15 protein-coding genes are annotated in these 14,611 nt (G+C 67.8%); 6 read left to right on the top strand and 9 right to left on the bottom strand.

The annotated features are described in order from the left end of the window. Positions 1-4: 4 nt before the first annotated feature. Complete coding sequence (locus tag EX20_RS07590; protein ID WP_011884882.1) at positions 5-919, bottom strand: SphA family protein; 915 nt, start codon at positions 917-919, stop codon at positions 5-7. Between the two features lie 297 nt (positions 920-1,216). Between EX20_RS07590 and EX20_RS07585 the strand changes: the two genes are divergently transcribed. After that, a complete protein-coding gene (locus EX20_RS07585; protein WP_011884880.1) occupies positions 1,217-2,143 on the top strand; it encodes a LysR family transcriptional regulator in 927 nt (308 codons plus the stop codon). Positions 2,144-2,646: 503 nt separating this feature from the next. Here EX20_RS07585 and EX20_RS07580 read toward each other — a convergent pair. Together EX20_RS07580 and EX20_RS07575 are read right to left on the bottom strand one after the other, a co-directional pair. Beyond that, entirely contained in the window at positions 2,647-3,987 is a 1,341-nt protein-coding gene (locus tag EX20_RS07580) for an APC family permease (RefSeq protein WP_011884877.1), read from the bottom strand. Positions 3,988-4,123: 136 nt separating this feature from the next. After that, complete coding sequence (locus EX20_RS07575; RefSeq protein ID WP_034193136.1) at positions 4,124-4,969, bottom strand: carbon-nitrogen hydrolase family protein; 846 nt, start codon at positions 4,967-4,969, stop codon at positions 4,124-4,126. A 168-nt stretch (positions 4,970-5,137) separates the two neighbouring features. Here EX20_RS07575 and EX20_RS07570 point away from each other — a divergent pair, with 168 nt between their 5' ends. Both EX20_RS07570 and EX20_RS31775 read left to right on the top strand, forming a co-directional pair. Then, a complete protein-coding gene (locus tag EX20_RS07570; RefSeq protein ID WP_011884874.1) occupies positions 5,138-5,956 on the top strand; it encodes a response regulator transcription factor in 819 nt (272 codons plus the stop codon). A 109-nt stretch (positions 5,957-6,065) separates the two neighbouring features. Continuing rightward, positions 6,066-6,350 carry a hypothetical protein gene (locus EX20_RS31775; protein WP_155121854.1) on the top strand — a complete coding sequence of 95 codons (285 nt, stop codon included), beginning with the start codon at positions 6,066-6,068 and terminating at the stop codon, positions 6,348-6,350. An 84-nt stretch (positions 6,351-6,434) separates the two neighbouring features. On the opposite strand, the gene EX20_RS07565 is transcribed toward EX20_RS31775, so the two are convergent. Together EX20_RS07565 and EX20_RS07560 are read right to left on the bottom strand one after the other, a co-directional pair. After that, positions 6,435-6,806, bottom strand: coding sequence for a GFA family protein (locus EX20_RS07565; RefSeq protein ID WP_011884872.1), 372 nt, complete (start codon positions 6,804-6,806; stop codon positions 6,435-6,437). Between the two features lie 156 nt (positions 6,807-6,962). Continuing rightward, positions 6,963-8,063, bottom strand: coding sequence for an NAD(P)H-dependent flavin oxidoreductase (locus EX20_RS07560; protein ID WP_034193135.1), 1,101 nt, complete (start codon positions 8,061-8,063; stop codon positions 6,963-6,965). 358 nt (positions 8,064-8,421) lie between these two features. Here EX20_RS07560 and EX20_RS07555 point away from each other — a divergent pair, with 358 nt between their 5' ends. After that, positions 8,422-9,570: a hypothetical protein gene (locus EX20_RS07555; protein WP_034193196.1), complete on the top strand. Its 1,149-nt coding sequence runs from the start codon at positions 8,422-8,424 to the stop codon at positions 9,568-9,570. A gap of 175 nt (positions 9,571-9,745) precedes the next feature. Here the strand turns inward: EX20_RS07555 and EX20_RS07550 are convergent, their stop codons facing one another. Beyond that, positions 9,746-9,958, bottom strand: coding sequence for a hypothetical protein (locus EX20_RS07550; protein ID WP_011884867.1), 213 nt, complete (start codon positions 9,956-9,958; stop codon positions 9,746-9,748). 120 nt (positions 9,959-10,078) lie between these two features. After that, complete coding sequence (locus tag EX20_RS07545) at positions 10,079-10,516, bottom strand: hypothetical protein (protein WP_034193134.1); 438 nt, start codon at positions 10,514-10,516, stop codon at positions 10,079-10,081. A 412-nt stretch (positions 10,517-10,928) separates the two neighbouring features. On the opposite strand from EX20_RS07545, the gene EX20_RS07540 reads away from it, so the two are divergent. Next, positions 10,929-11,633, top strand: a complete 705-nt coding sequence (locus tag EX20_RS07540; RefSeq protein WP_014723040.1) for a glutathione S-transferase N-terminal domain-containing protein — start codon at positions 10,929-10,931, stop codon at positions 11,631-11,633. Between the two features lie 180 nt (positions 11,634-11,813). Here the strand turns inward: EX20_RS07540 and EX20_RS07535 are convergent, their stop codons facing one another. Continuing rightward, positions 11,814-12,326, bottom strand: coding sequence for a MarR family winged helix-turn-helix transcriptional regulator (locus EX20_RS07535; RefSeq protein ID WP_034193133.1), 513 nt, complete (start codon positions 12,324-12,326; stop codon positions 11,814-11,816). A 131-nt stretch (positions 12,327-12,457) separates the two neighbouring features. Between EX20_RS07535 and EX20_RS07530 the strand changes: the two genes are divergently transcribed. Further along, on the top strand, positions 12,458-13,642 hold the full coding sequence (locus EX20_RS07530; protein WP_014723039.1) for an MFS transporter: 1,185 nt from the start codon (positions 12,458-12,460) through the stop codon (positions 13,640-13,642). 77 nt (positions 13,643-13,719) lie between these two features. Here EX20_RS07530 and EX20_RS07525 read toward each other — a convergent pair whose 3' ends face one another. Then, the gene (locus tag EX20_RS07525) at positions 13,720-14,580 is read right to left on the bottom strand and encodes a hypothetical protein (RefSeq protein WP_034193132.1); all 861 of its coding nucleotides are present in this window, start codon (positions 14,578-14,580) and stop codon (positions 13,720-13,722) included. Positions 14,581-14,611: the final 31 nt, after the last annotated feature.

Genomic DNA, 14,611 nt, shown 5'->3' with positions numbered 1-14,611 from the left:
AGCGCTAGCCCTTGCGCCCGAAGCCGGGCCACAGCGGAATGGCGATGTTCAGCCACACGTTGTTGCTCTTCGATGTATTCGCGGCATACACGCCCTGCTGATAGTTGAGGTTGATGTTCCAGCTTCTCGCGTCGTAGACGAGCGACGGGCCGATGCCGAAGGTCCGCATGCGATTGCCCACGTTCGCGCCGTTGGCCTTGTCGTCGCTGAACTGGTTGAGATACTCGCCCACCACGCCGAGCTTCCAGGGGCCGAAGTTCCAGCCGGCCTCGAACTCGCCGACATAGCCATTGCCCGAGCGATAGTTCGTCGTGCCGTTCTTCGCGTTGAGCAGCAGGCGGTTGGCGATGCCGACGTCGAGGCCGTTGGGCGCGTTGTAGCGAATCGAGAACACCGGCTGCACCGACGTGTAGCCCACCGCGACGCTCGCCTTCACGGGGCTGTAGGAACCGTTCTCGAACGCGACGTCGATGCCCGACGCGATCGCAAGGTTCTGCGACAGGCGCCATTGCAGCAACACGGGTGTCAGCGTGATGTTGGCAAGGCCGTTCTGCGTGCCCGACTGCCCCGCTACGCTCGTATGCAGCGACACCACCGGAATGACGAGCTGCGTATAGACGTTCGCGCCCAGCAGATGAAACGGATAGGCCAGCAGCAGACGCGTCGTCTCGGAGAACACCGACGAATGAAACGGGATGGGCAGCTTCTTGCCGTCGTTGCCATAGAGGCCGTTCGAAAAGCTGTAGTTGAACTGCTGCAGCGCGAACAGGCCCGGAATCGGCGGAAGATTGGCGAAATTCGTGCCCACCGCGCCCGCGGGATACGGCGAAACCCCGCCTTCGAATGCCTGTGCCGGGTTCATCGAAACGGCTACCGATACTGCGCAGCCGATGGCCATTGCGGCCGATTTTTTCAACATGCTGTCTCCTCAACCTGGACGGCGTTCGTGCCGCGCGGCGTCTCTTTAGTAGTGGAAAGCGTGGCGTGCGCGGCGCACGCACGAGTCGTACGTGCACGCTGAAAGTGCGCTGACGCTGGCCTCCCGACGCGATGCATGCGTGATCGCAGCGGGATGTGACATAGGTTAAGATAGGCCGACGTATTGCAGAAATGGATTCAATCCATACGCGCTATCGATGGTGTGAATACACTCAGGTGTAACCCTGTATGCCGCGCTCACACCGCGACAAGAATGAGAAGCACGGAGACGCCCCGCATGCGGTTCAACAAGCTCGACCTCAATCTGCTCGTCGCGCTCGACGCGCTCTTGAGCGAACAGAACATCAGCCGCGCCGCCGAGAAAATCCACCTGAGCCAGTCAGCGACGAGCAACGCGCTTGCGCGGCTACGCGAATACTTCGACGACGAACTGCTCGTGCAGGTTGGTCGCAAGATGGAGCCCACGCCGCGTGCCGAGGCTCTGAAGGACGCCGTGCGAGACATCCTCGTCCGTGTGGATGCCACGGTGACGGCCCAGCCCGAATTCGTGCCCGCGCAGGCGTGTCGCCTGTTCCGGCTGTTCGTGTCCGACTACACGATGACGACGCTGATTCCGCACCTGTTCAGGCTCGCCTACGCGCAGGCGCCCGGCATCGGTTTCGATCTGCGCCCGCAGGTCGCCTATCCGCACCGGGTGCTGGAGCGCGGCGAAGCGGACCTGCTCATCATCCCCAAGGAATATTGCTCGACCGAGCATCCGGCCGAGGTGCTGCTGGAGGAAACGTTCTGCTGCGTTTTATGGGAGCACAGTCCGCTCGCAAAGGGCGAGCTGACCAAAGAGCGCTACATGGGCGCCGGGCACATCGTCGTGCAGGTCGGCGAAGGGCAGACCGCGCTCGAAGCCTGGTTCATGCAGCGGCTCGGCGTCGTGAGGCGCGTGGAGGCGAGCACGTACAGTTTCCTCTCGCCCGCGCATCTGCTCGTCGGCACGAATCGGATTGCCACGATGCACCGGCGGCTCGCCGAAGCGGCTGCGCGCGACCTGCCGCTCGTGTTGCGCGACGTGCCGCTCACCGTGCCCACGATGGAGCAGTCCGTTCAATGGCACAAGCATCGCACGTCGGACCAGGGCCTCATGTGGCTGCGCGCACTGCTGAAAGAGGCCGTCGCGGCGATGGACCGCGCACGTCTTGGCGGCGGCTAGATCGTCGCGGTCGGGGTATCGGGGATGACCCGCTGTGCTGGATTGGTCGACGATCGTCGCTGCGGGCTCGGTCGTGTTCGTGCGGGTGTTGGTCGCGGGTAGTCAGCAGCATGGCTGCGGGGACGCTCGATATGCCGCAGTGGATGATGAGCCGCAACATCAGGCAACTCGAACCGCGACGCGCCGAAGGCTCGTTCCGCCGAATCGAATGCGGTGCGGGTTTGGCGGGCTCGGAACGATGCCCACCGAAAGGTTAGTGGCGCACTGCCGGCAGTGCGCCACTCGATACGTCGAGCGCTTCGATCTTCGCGTCAGCCGGGAAGGCTGCGCTCGACACTAGCATCGTCAGTTAGCCCGGCCCACGACGTACCGATCGCAAACTCGAGCCGTGGTGCCCGGCGCAACCGCTGACGCCCGCATTGACGACACCGCCCGACCACAGGGCGGCGCGATGATTGACATCCGCGACGCCGCCCAACGCCGGCAAGCGTCGCCGACCCAACTCAAATCGCCACTTCAGGCGGCGCCTGCCGAAACAGCCGCGTAATCCAGCACAGATACACGAGCCCGAGCCCGAACCACACGAGGCCCAGCACGATTGCGGTTTTCTCGAGGCTCGCCAGCAGCCAGAGGTCGGCCACCGCGCCGATCGCCGGGAACACGAGCCCGCCGAACACGCCGATCCGGCGCTCGCCATGACGGCCCGACAGGTACAGGCGAATCACGCACAGATTGACGGCCGTGAATGCAAGGAACGCGCCGAAGTTGATGAACGACGTCGAGGTGGCGACATCGAGCTTCAACGCGATCAGCCCGACGATGCCGGCCAGCGCGATATTCACGGCCGGCGTCTTGAACCGCGGATGAATGACCCCGAAGATGCGCTTCGGCAGGATCTCGTCGCGGCCCATTGCATACAGCAACCGGCCGACGCTCGCTTGCGCCGAGATGCCGGACGCGAACTGCGCGAGGATCAGCCCGGCGAGGAACACCGTCACGAACAGATCGCCGCCGATCATCTTCGCCACTTCGAAGGCCGCCGAATCCGTGTCCTTGAATTCCACGCCCGGATGCGCGAGCTGCATCGCATATGCCGCGATCACGAAGATTGCGCCGCCGATCAGCGCAATCAGCAGGATCGCGCGCGGCATGTTGCGTTTCGGATCGATCGTTTCTTCGGTGAGCGTCGACACCGCATCGAAGCCGAGATACGAATACGCGGCGATCGCCGCGCCGGCCATCGTTGCGCCGAACGGTACGTGCGGCTTGAAGAACGGCTCCGCCATCGCGATGCCGCCCGCGCCCGCCGCTGCCGACGCATAGTGCCAGCACAGCACGACGAACATCGCGACGATCGCGAGCTGCACGACCATCAGCACGATGTTGAAGCGCGCGGCCAGCTCGATGCCGACGATGTTCAGGCCGCTCGTCAACACGATGAACGCGACGATCCAGATCCAGGTCGGCACGTGTGGAAATGCCGCATTCAGGTACGCGGCGCCGATCAGCCAGATCACCATCGGCAGGAAGAAGTAATCGAGCAGCGTTGCCCATCCGATCATGAAGCCGAGATGCGGATTGAACGTCTTGCGCGTGTACGTATAGGCCGAGCCGGCGGTCGGATAGAGCCGCGCGAGCTTGCCGTAGCTGAGCGCGGTGAACGCGATCGCGACCAGCGCCAGCAGATAGGCGAGCGCGGCCGTGTCGCCGCTGGCCTTGGCCAGCACGCCGTACGTGCCGTACACGATCAACGGCGCCATATAGGCGAGCCCGAACAGCAGCACGGACGGCAGGCCGAGCGTGCGCTTCAGCTGCAGCGGTTCATGGGTTGACGAGGCTTGCATGTTATCTCCCGGGCCTTCGCGGCCAATACGAATCTGTCTGCCGTCCGGCCGGCAACGCAATGGAACGAGCACGCACGGGCCGGGCGTCGCGCCCTGCTCCATGCGATGAATGGACTGCGGCTTGCGGTGCTTTCGGTTACTCGCCGCGCCGGCGCGGCGGCTCGATGGTGCGCGTGCGTTGTCCGTCGACCTGTTCGATGCGTGTCAGGCCGAGCGCCACGCGCGCGTCGTGCAGATAGTTGTAGTGCTCGCGGCTCGCTTCGAGGCGCGTCGGATCGATGCGCGCCTGCACGATCGCTTCGTCGCGGCCGAGCTCCAGCACGGTGTCGCCGAACGGATCGACGAGCGCGGAAAGGCCGGCGAACGTGAGGTCGTCGTCGCCGCTGCCGCAGCGGTTCACCATCAGCGCGAACATCTGGTTCTCCATCGCGCGCGCGACGATCGCGCGGCGATGCACGGGGCCGAACGGGTCCATGTTGCCGTTCGTCACGATCAGCAGATCGGCGTCGAGCGTGCCGATCGCGCGTGCCGTTTCCGGAAACTCGATGTCGTAGCAGATCAGCAGCCCCACGGTCAGCCCGTTCCACACGCAGGTCGCGAAGCGCTCGCCCGGTGTGAACACGCCGACGTCGGACGCCCACAGGTGCGTCTTGCGATAGTGCAGCACGATGTCGCCCTGCTCGTCGACGAGCACCGTCGTGTTGTAGAAGCGCTCGCCGTCACGCTCGGCAAGGCCGACCGCGACCGCAACGCCCTTGCGCCGCGCCGCGTCGCGCACCGCCGACAACGCGGGGCCGTCGAGCGTCTGAGCGACGTCGGCGACGTTCTCGCGCGTCGGAAAACCCGACAGCGTCGTTTCGGGGAACGCGATCAGCCGGGTGCCCGCCGCCGTATCGGCGCGCTCGATCGTGTCGAGCACCTTGCGCGTGTTGTGCGCGACGTCGGCGTCGACGAGCGTCAATTGCGCGAGTTCTACCTGCATCAAACCTTCTCCTTCCAATTGGCTTTCGTTGGCGCGTCTGGCGCGTCTGGTGCGTCTGGTGCGCCGCACGGGCCGCATGCGCCGCGGCACAACGAACCGGAAGCGATTATCGGGGTATTATTTTTGACCTCAAATTCCCCGCCAGGGTTACCCCCACCGGAGCACACGATGGACTTCGAATGGCGAGATCTCGCCTTTCATCGGGAGATCGGCTCGGCCATCGAGGCGCTCGATGGCCCGCATTTCTGGGCGCGCCTCACGCGTGTCCTCGAGCGGCACGTCGCTTTCGACAACTGGGTCGCGCTGCTGTTCGCGCGCGATGCGGCGCCGCTGGTGCTCGCCGAACAGGCGCTGCCCGACGGCAAGATCGACCTGATGTTCCAGGACTATCTCGCCGCGCTCTATCAGCTCGATCCGTTCTATCTGGCCGCCTTCGAAACGCATGCGTCGGGCTTCTACACGCTCGCCGACGTCGCGCCTGACAACTTCCGTACGACCGAGTACTACCAGCGCTACTTCAAGAAGAACATCGTCGGCGACGAAGTGCATTTCAACGTCGTGATCGATCGCGACCACACGCTGGGATTCTCGCTCGGCAAGACGAGCAGGTACGACGAGCGCGAGACCGCGCTGCTGACGCTGTACACGCCGTGGGTGCTGTCGCTGATGCAGCAGCGCGTGCGCTTCGAAACGTTCGTCGCGACCGCCGCGCCTCGGGCGGCACCGCACGCGGCGCCCGATCCGCATGCGCGCTTCGGGATGCTCACCGGAAAAAACGGGCGCGGCGCGCTGACCACGCGCGAGATCGAAGTCGCGATGCTGTCGTTGAGTGGATTTTCGTCGCGTGCAATCGCGGAGAAGCTGTCGATTTCGTTCGAGACCGTGCGGGCGCACAAGAAGCATATCTACGCGAAGCTCGGCGTCGGATCGCAATCCGAGCTGTTCGCGACGTTCTACGACCGCGAGCGCACGGGCGAGCGCGGTTGAGGTTCGTGGTGGCGCGATGTTGCGTGCGCTTTCCTTCTCCGGCGGCCGGTTCGATGCTGGCCGTCGCGCGGCTCGTCGATGGAATCGGTGCATGCGCCGAAGTGTTGCCATGACCGCGCCGCCGCCCTTCTCCGCCCTTCGACGCAAGACTGTTCGTCCACGGTGGGTGTTCGAACGCCGGCTCGACGCGCCTAGAGTGGCGTCCATCGATTCATCGGATCCATCGATCCGGGCGGCGCTCAAGCCGAAAACCCATTACCTGTCGACGCACATCGTGAGCAACTCCAAAGTCGTCACCGGCGCATCGCAAGGCATCGGCGCGGAACCGGTCGACACGCTCACACGCTGCGGCCGTCGCCGCGAACGCGCCGATTGCCGCTACGCTGCCGGCTGACCGGCAGCAGCGAGCATTGCACCGGATGCGCAACTTCGGTCGCGACGCCGCCTGCGGCGAACAACAGGATCATCAGCCAGCGCTTCATGCGTCCTCCACGACGGAAAGGCTCGCGCCGTTGGCGACGGTCGCGGGCAGCGCATACGGATCGACGCCGTCGAGGCAACCGAGATTGACGCGCCAGCATGCCGGATCCCGGCGCGTTTGATGGAACGGATAGACGCCGCAACGGCTGCAGAAATAATGGCGCGCCGTGTGCGTGTTGAAGCGGTAGAGCGTCAGCACGTCCTCGCCTTCGACGATCTTCAGGTCGGCCGCGGCGAACATCGGGCTCATCAGCGCGCCGCGGCGGCGGCACAGGCTGCAGTTGCAGCGAGCGGCCGGCTCGAGCGCGGTCCGCACCGCGAATTTCACCGCGCCGCAATGGCACGATCCGTTGAACCACGTGGCACTCATGTCGCACTCCTCGTTCGATCACGTGTGCGTTATAGCGTGCGGCGGCCGACGCGTTGTATCTCACTGTATCCGCGCGGCGCGCCGATACATGACGTTGCAATTCGGCGCCCGGTGCGGGTGCCCCATGGCACGCGCCGCGCCGAGCGGCCGGTGTGATCAGTCCAGCGCGTGCTGCAACCGTGCGACGGCGTCACGCGTCTCGCGCTCGAGCACCGCGACGAGTTCCGCCGCCGGCAACGGCCGGATCAGCGCCGCGGCCTGCCCGGCCCACTGCGCGCCGTAGCCGAATTCGCCGTTGGCCTTCGCGGCCGCATGCAGCGCCTTGCCCGCGTCGTACGCGATCGGATAGGCAGGCGTCGGCGGTGCGTGTGGATCGTCGCCGAGGGCGGTCAGCCGGTTCGCGATGCCGCGCGCGACGCGCCCCGAAATCGCCGTCGTGAAGGTCGTGCGGCGCGCCGCGTCGCCGACGATCGCGCGGCGATAGCCGTCGTCGATCGACGTCTCCGGACACGCGACGAACGCGGTGCCGAGCTGGGCGGCCTGCGCGCCGAGCGCGAGCACCGCGGCGATGCCTTCGCCGTCCATGATGCCGCCCGCCGCGATCACCGGCACCGCGCATTCGCGCACGAGCAGGCGCGTGAGCGCGAACGTGCCGAGCCCGTCATCGCGTTCGGTCGAGTCGAATACGCCGCGGTGCCCGCCGGCCTCGATGCCCTGCGCGACGATCGCGTCGATGCCGGCCGCGGCGATCTGCGCGGCTTCGTCGGGATGGGTCGCGGTGGCGAACAGCGTGATGCCCGCGCGCTTGAGCACGGCGATGGCTTCATCGGACGGCAAGCCGAAATGAAAGCTGACGACGGCCGGCTTTTCGTCGAGCAGCATCTCGAGCATCGCATCGTCGGCGACGAAGCTCGTGTAGATTTCGGCGAGCGATGCGGGCGGCGCCGCGCGCTGCTCGCGGAACGCCGGCGCGAGCCAGTCGAGCCACGCGCGTTCGACGGCGGCATCGGCGCGGGCCGGCTGGTGGCAGAACAGGTTGACGTTGAACGGCCGCTCGGTGAGCGCGCGCGTGTCGCGGATCATCTTGCGCGCGCCTTCGGCGTTCGTCGCGCCGACGCCGAGCGAGCCGAGCCCGCCCGCATTCGACACGGCGGCCGCCAGCGCCGGCGTGCCGACGCCGGCCATCGGCGCCTGGATGATCGGGATACGCACGCCGAGCGTGCGCAACAGCGTCCGGTTGTCGGTCGGTCGAATCATGTCCTTGTCTCCTGCGATGTCCTGGATCGGAGTGCTGCGGCGGGGTCGCGCTCAGCCGGATCGTCCGCGTGGTCCGGTGCGGCAGCGCGGTGCTCGTGTGCGCCTCGAAAAACGGTCGCGCGGCTATCCGCATCCGCGGCCGGCGAAAGTCGAACGCGATGGCCCGCGCCGGCGTGACGATGAACGCTTTCATCGCATCGATGCGGTCCATGTGGGCCGAGGCGGTGGGTGATGGATGCGTGATGGGCGGTGCACACGCGCGGTAGCCAGCGGGCAGTCTACCGCACGCGCGGCGCGGCCTGTGCGGTCGCGTCGCTTCATGAAATACTGCGGCGACGCGTCTTTCCGGAACGCCGCAATGACCGAACGATCCGCCGTGCCATGCTCCTGTCGCCGCGTCGCGCATCGCGCGCTGACGTGCGTCGCGCTGTGGCTGATCGCCGGTCCTGCCGCCGCTGCGTCGGGCGGCGACGCGCCCGGCACGCCAGCCGTGCCGCGCGAGCGAGCGCCGCTGCATATTCTGTTCGTCGGCGACAGCCTCACGCACGGCCGCTACGAACCGGTGCGTTCGTACGGTGCAATGGACGCGGGCGGCCGGGAAGTCGACGGCACCGCGCGCGTCGTCGACGAGAACTTCGGGCAGACCGGCGCGCGAGCGGAACGCGAGCGCGGTCCGTGGGGTGGCATTCCGGGCATCTTCGCGCGCTTTGCCGCCGAAGCCGGGCTCGACTACGACGTTCACCTGGAGGCGATGTCCGCGACGAGTCTCGCGAAGCACGGCCGTGTCGCATCGGACGTGATCGACTGCCCGACCTGGGACGCGGTCGTGCTGCAGGAACTGAGCGCGAAGCCGTTGCCGTTTGCGCTCACGCACGCGGCCGCGAGCGATCCGGCCCGGTTCTGCGCAAGCGTCGCGCAACTCGCGCGCGGCATCCGGGCGGTCGCGCCGCGCGCGCGCGTCTATCTATATGAAACCTGGCCGCGCGCCGAGCTCGCGCGAGCGCTGGCCGGCGAGCCGGGCAGCGCCGGTTTTCATGGCCGCTACCTCGCCCGGCTGACCGAGCTCGTCGCCGCGTATCGCGACGCATTCGCGCGTGCGCGCCGGAGCGACCCGGCAATCGTCGCGGTCGCGCCGGTCGGACGCGCATGGCTGCGTGCCTGGGCGACCGGCGTCGCCGATCCCGACCCGTATGCGCGCTCCGGCGCGCCGCTGCTGTGGTACGGAATCCGCGCGGACAACGACCCGCCGATCTCGCGGCCCGACTATCTGCATCCGGGCGTGACCGGCGCCTATCTGAGCGCGCTCGTGCTGTTCCAGCAGATCGCTGGCGTCGATGTGCGCACGCTCGGCGCGCGCGAGCAAGCGGCTGCGCAGCTCGGCATTACACCGCAGCTCGCGCAACGGCTGCAGGCAGTGGCGTCGGATACGGTGCGGCAGGCACGGGCCGAAGCCGCCACCGGTGCATCGGCGGCGGCCGTCGACGACGATTCGTGCGCGTCGCAATGACGACGGCCCCGCTCGATGGCTCGATGCGGGGCCGTTGTTCACGTTGTTCAGGGTGTCGCCGCGCCCGGTGGTTCGGGCGGCGTGCTGCCGAATCGCCGGGGGAAATCTGAGCGACGGCCCGGGCCGCGATGGCGGGCGACCGCTCGATTTTCCGCGATCTACCCCATAACTTCGATCAGTAAGCCGACATCTCGGCGCAAGGATCGTACTTCGACGGCGAGCAGACGACCGAATACTTCGCGCTTTCGCGCATCAGCGCTTCGCCTTCGTGCAGTGCGATCTTGATTTCAGGATGACGCTCGTACGCGAGGAATGCCGAGCAGACGACTGCGGACAGCACGACGAGCGAGAACACGAATTTTTCGAGGGAATGGAAACGTTCGGGCATGGTTCGACCTTTCTTCTGGCCGCCGATTATATCTCGAATTAAGGGTTTTCCCTATATCCAGACCCGAATACGGATGATGGTGCGACGAAGGGACGCGTGCCCGTAGCGCCCTTCGTCCCGTCATTGCCGCGCGGTCGCCGCGCTCGCGGAACTCCCTGGCCACGCCTTGCCGATCCGGTCGATCAGCGACTTGGCGGCGCCCGTCGCGATCGCCGCATCGACGCCCGAGGTTTGCCACGAACCGTCGGCGGCCTGCACGAACGTCAGGTTCGCGCGCGACGGCGCGTAATCGGTATTGCGCCACGTGACCACGACGTCGCAGGCATACGTGCGTTCGCCGGCCTTTCTGCAGTCGCCGTCGGGCTTCGCCGAGATCACGTCGGCCGACACCGGCAGCGGCTGGCCGAACAGCGCATTGAGGCCGCCGTGGTTTTCCGCTTCGAGCGCGCGGCGCACCGCGGCGTCGACGTCGGCGGCGCTCGGGCCATCGCGGAGCAGGTGGCAGGCGGCCAGCAGCGTGGCGCCGCAGCCGAGCATCAGGAGCGTGGGAAACTTCATCGGGGTCCGTGAGTCGAGGTCCGTCGGCGGCATGCGGCGCCGCGCGTGAGCGCGTCGCCGAGCCGGTACGCCGCGTAGTCTGCAACGTCCGCGCATCGGGCACGGTGTCGATTTGTAACCAATTGCGCCGGTCGGAATGCCGACCGGCGTCGACGACAACGGCGGTCGCGCCCGGCGTTGGCACGACGGCCGCGATGGTCGGCCTGCGGCACAACTTCTGACTCGGGGCCCGGGCGCACGAACGCGCGCGCCGCGGGCACGGTCTGCACGGATCGCGGCGATCGGCTACAGTGGGCCTCCTTTCGGCGCGCCCCGCCCGCCTCTCGATGCGTTCGTCGCGTCCATGTCGCCGCGGCAAGGATGCGCGGCGGCCGGCCGGAGCGCGATTCTCAACGTTGACGAGCGAAACGCCATGCCCGATCTGTCCGCCTTCCCGATCACGAAAAAATGGCCGGCCCGGCACCCGGACCGCCTCCAGCTGTACTCGCTGCCCACGCCGAACGGCGTCAAGGTGTCGATCATGCTCGAGGAAACCGACCTGCCGTACGAGCCGCATCTCGTGCGCTTCGACACGAACGACCAGTTGTCGCCCGAGTTCCTGTCGCTGAACCCGAACAACAAGATTCCGGCGATCATCGATCCGAACGGCCCCGACGGCCGGCCGCTGGCGCTGTTCGAGTCCGGCGCGATCCTGCTCTATCTCGCCGACAAGACCGGCCAGCTGATCCCGAAGGACGCAGCGGGCCGCTACGAGACGATCCAGTGGGTGATGTTCCAGATGGGCGGCATCGGGCCGATGTTCGGCCAGGTCGGCTTCTTCCACAAATTCGCCGGCCGCGACTACGACGACAAGCGTCCGCGCGACCGTTACGTCGCCGAGTCCAAGCGCCTGCTCGGCGTACTCGACGCGCATCTCGCGAACCGCACGTGGATGATGGGCGATACGTACACGATCGCCGACATCGCGATCTTCCCGTGGGTGCGGAACCTGGTCGGTTTCTACGAGGCGGGCGACCTGGTCGGCTTCGGCGAATTCCGCCACGTCGCGCGCGCGCTCGACGCATTCGTCGCGCGGCCGGCCGTCGCGCGCGGGCTCAATATCCCGGCACGCGACTGACGCGCGGCACGGGCCGGCGCCGGCGGGAACCGCCGGCTGCCGGCTATTGCGCCCGCCGCGGTGTGCGGTGGGTGTTCACGTGGCGGTTCGTGCATGGGTCGCGGTCGGTCGTACACCCCTGCATACCTGCACACCCGAACACCTGCCGCCGCGTCGTATTCGGCCCCCGCTTTCCGACCGCTATTGCCCGTCGGACCCCGAACTTCCCTCCCCGAGTCCCGCCAGCAGCTTTTCCAGCAACGCCGCCAGTTGCGCCTGCTCCGCGTCCGACAACGCGGCGAGCATCGCGCGCTGATTGTCGACGTGCGCGCCCACCGCTTCGTCGATCAGCGCCCGGCCGGCGTCGGTCAGCGCGACGAGCGTGCCGCGGCCGTCGGCCGGATTCGGCCGGCGTTCGACCCAGCCGGCCTTCTGCAGGCGATCGATGCGCGCGGTCATGCCGCCCGACGACATCATCAGCGCGTCGTACAGCGCCGTCGGCGTCAGCGCGAACGGCGCGCCGCTGCGGCGCAGCGTCGCCAGCACGTCGAATTCGCCCGGCTGAAGGCCGTAGCGTGCAAACAGCGGATTCAGCCCGTCGCGCGCGATCACGAGCGCGGCTTCCTGCAGCCGCCCCATCACCAGCATCGACGTTGCATCCAGATCCGGACGCTCGGCGCGCCATTGCGCGAGCGCATGCGCGGCTCGATCCATTAACCCTCCTCGGGTCGGCAGTTATCTTGACGTCGAGATAAATTGCCATTTATCTTGATGTCGAGACACTTTACCTGAAAACGCACCGCGCGCCGACGCCTGCGCAGTGCACCACGCTCGAGGGCCGTTCGATGAATCGTTTCACTTCCCCCGGATGGCGGCTGGCCGCCATCGTCCTGGTCGGGCTGAACCTGCGCCCGGCGCTGGCCGCGATCGGCCCGCTGCTCGACATGATCCAGCGGGCGACCGGCATCGCCGACGGCGCGGCGAGCCTGTTGACCACGATCCCGATCCTGCTGATGGGCGCGGGCGCGCTCGGCGCGCGGCCGTTGCAGCGTGCCGTGGGCTGCGCGGCCGGCGTGTGGCTCGGCGTCGTGCTGATCGCGCTCGCATGCGCGTCGCGCATCGGCGCGCAGCACGCGTGGCTGCTGCTGGCGAGCGCGGGCTGCGCGGGGCTCGGCATCGCGATGGTGCAGGCCTTGCTGCCCGCGTTCGTGAAGACGCATTTCCCGACCCGGATCGGCGGCGCGATGGGCATCTATTCGACGTCGATCATGGGAGGCGCGGTGCTGGCGAGCGTGGTGGCGCCGCTCGCCGCCGCGCGCTGGGATTGGCCGATGGCGCTCGCGGGCTGGGCGCTGCCGGCCGCGGTTGCCGCGCTCGTTTGGCCGCTCGCCAGCCGTGGCGGCGACGTTCGCGGCGCCGCCACGGGTTTGCCGCACGCCGCGCAGCTGCAGCCGTCGCGCTCGCCGCGCGCGTGGCGGCTCGCGCTGTTCTTCGGGATCGCGACGGGCGCGTATACGCTCGTGCTCGCGTGGCTGCCGCCGTACTACATGCGGCTCGGCTGGTCGCCGACGGCGGCCGGCAGTCTGCTCGGCGGCGTGACGCTTGCGGAAGTCGTCGCGGGGCTCGCGGTGTCGGCGACGATCGATCGGCTGCCCGATCGGCGTCCGGCGCTGTACGCGGCGATCGCGGCGCTGCTCGCGGGGCTGCTCGTGATGCTCGCCGCGCCGCTCACGCTGGCGCTGCCGGCCGCGCTGCTGCTCGGCGCGGGCATCGGCGCGCTGTTTCCGCTGTCGTTGATCGTGACCGTCGACCATGCGCCGACGCCGGCCGACGCGGCAGCGCTGACCGGCTTCGTGCAGGGGATCGGCTATCTGATTGCCGCGCTGTTTCCGTTCGCGGCCGGCGTCGTGCGCGAGCATCTGGCCGATCTGTCGCCCGCGTGGGTCGCGATGGCGTGCCTTTGCGTCGTGCTGTTCGCGCTCGCGGCCGGTTTTGCGCCGCAGGTCGCGCGGCGCGTCGCGCGTGCGTGATGCGCGTCAGGCGCTCGCTTGCCGCGCCGTTCCTGCACCGCGGCGGCGCCACTGTGATGCAGCGCGGCGTGCGAAGCTCAATTGAGCGGTTCGCAAAACGACACCCGATCGCGCAATTCGCGGCCGGCGACCACCGGGTCCTGCCCGGCCGGCAACGTGACCGACACCGACGTGCGCTCGGTCGCACTCCGCGGCTTGAGCCCTGGCCAATGCGTCTCCTTCCAGGTCGCGATCCAGTCGAGCTCGCCGCGCCGCGCACCGGGCACGAAGCGCAGCCGCAGCGTCCCGTCGAAGTCCTCGCTGCAATGCGGCGCATGCTTGTACTCGCGCTCCGAGAAACACGCACGAATCGTCTTACTGCAGCTGAACGGCAGCGTCGCGATCCGTGGCCGGCTCGCATGCGCGCCGTTCGGCAGCAACTCGACGAAGTCCGCGTCTTGCCAGCTACCGCCGCCGCCCGAATACATCTCGGACCAACCGGCGAGCACCGCGACCACGACGCGATCGCCGCCGAGCGGATACAGCGCCGGATAGATATCGAGCGGCGGCGCGGTGCCGTCGCCGAGTTCGCGCTCGGCCGGCGCGTAATCGGAGAAATCCCAGCGCTGCAGCACCTTCCAGCCTGCCGCGTAGCCGAGCTTCAGCAATTGCGGGCCCGGCAGGATCGCGTAGTAGTCGGCCGGCCCGTCGCCTTTGATGCGATACAGCGACGGCTTCGCATCGGCATCGGCGTCGCACTTCGCCGAAACGAGCGCGCATAGGTTGCGCTGCCAGTCACGATCGGGCGCCGCGGTTTTCGCGACTTCGACGAACGGCACCGCACGGGCTTCGTCCGACGGCGCAGCGGCAAGCACGGGCGCGGCGGCGATTACGGTGACGAGCGCGGCTGCAAGCTCGGTCGCAAAACGTACGACGCGCGGCCGGATTCGGATGCTCATGTCAGGTTGTCCCGTGGCCGGCCGGTCGCGA

Origin of the sequence: Burkholderia sp. WP42 (assembly GCF_000745665.1) — a bacterium.
Taxonomy (GTDB): domain Bacteria; phylum Pseudomonadota; class Gammaproteobacteria; order Burkholderiales; family Burkholderiaceae; genus Burkholderia; species Burkholderia vietnamiensis.
Note: the sequence above shows the minus strand (reverse complement) of the source record. Positions and strands in the feature narration are given on the sequence as shown.

Coding starts and splice junctions, on each gene's coding strand:
- EX20_RS07570 (WP_011884874.1), top strand. CDS start 5,138: ATGGACTTCGAATGGCGAGATCTCGCCTTTCATCGGGAGATCGGCTCG.
- EX20_RS07525 (WP_034193132.1), bottom strand. CDS start 14,580: ATGAGCATCCGAATCCGGCCGCGCGTCGTACGTTTTGCGACCGAGCTT.
- EX20_RS07585 (WP_011884880.1), top strand. CDS start 1,217: ATGCGGTTCAACAAGCTCGACCTCAATCTGCTCGTCGCGCTCGACGCG.
- EX20_RS07560 (WP_034193135.1), bottom strand. CDS start 8,063: ATGATTCGACCGACCGACAACCGGACGCTGTTGCGCACGCTCGGCGTG.
- EX20_RS07580 (WP_011884877.1), bottom strand. CDS start 3,987: ATGCAAGCCTCGTCAACCCATGAACCGCTGCAGCTGAAGCGCACGCTC.
- EX20_RS07540 (WP_014723040.1), top strand. CDS start 10,929: ATGCCCGATCTGTCCGCCTTCCCGATCACGAAAAAATGGCCGGCCCGG.
- EX20_RS07555 (WP_034193196.1), top strand. CDS start 8,422: ATGACCGAACGATCCGCCGTGCCATGCTCCTGTCGCCGCGTCGCGCAT.
- EX20_RS07550 (WP_011884867.1), bottom strand. CDS start 9,958: ATGCCCGAACGTTTCCATTCCCTCGAAAAATTCGTGTTCTCGCTCGTC.
- EX20_RS07545 (WP_034193134.1), bottom strand. CDS start 10,516: ATGAAGTTTCCCACGCTCCTGATGCTCGGCTGCGGCGCCACGCTGCTG.
- EX20_RS07575 (WP_034193136.1), bottom strand. CDS start 4,969: ATGCAGGTAGAACTCGCGCAATTGACGCTCGTCGACGCCGACGTCGCG.
- EX20_RS07535 (WP_034193133.1), bottom strand. CDS start 12,326: ATGGATCGAGCCGCGCATGCGCTCGCGCAATGGCGCGCCGAGCGTCCG.
- EX20_RS07530 (WP_014723039.1), top strand. CDS start 12,458: ATGAATCGTTTCACTTCCCCCGGATGGCGGCTGGCCGCCATCGTCCTG.
- EX20_RS31775 (WP_155121854.1), top strand. CDS start 6,066: ATGACCGCGCCGCCGCCCTTCTCCGCCCTTCGACGCAAGACTGTTCGT.
- EX20_RS07565 (WP_011884872.1), bottom strand. CDS start 6,806: ATGAGTGCCACGTGGTTCAACGGATCGTGCCATTGCGGCGCGGTGAAA.
- EX20_RS07590 (WP_011884882.1), bottom strand. CDS start 919: ATGTTGAAAAAATCGGCCGCAATGGCCATCGGCTGCGCAGTATCGGTA.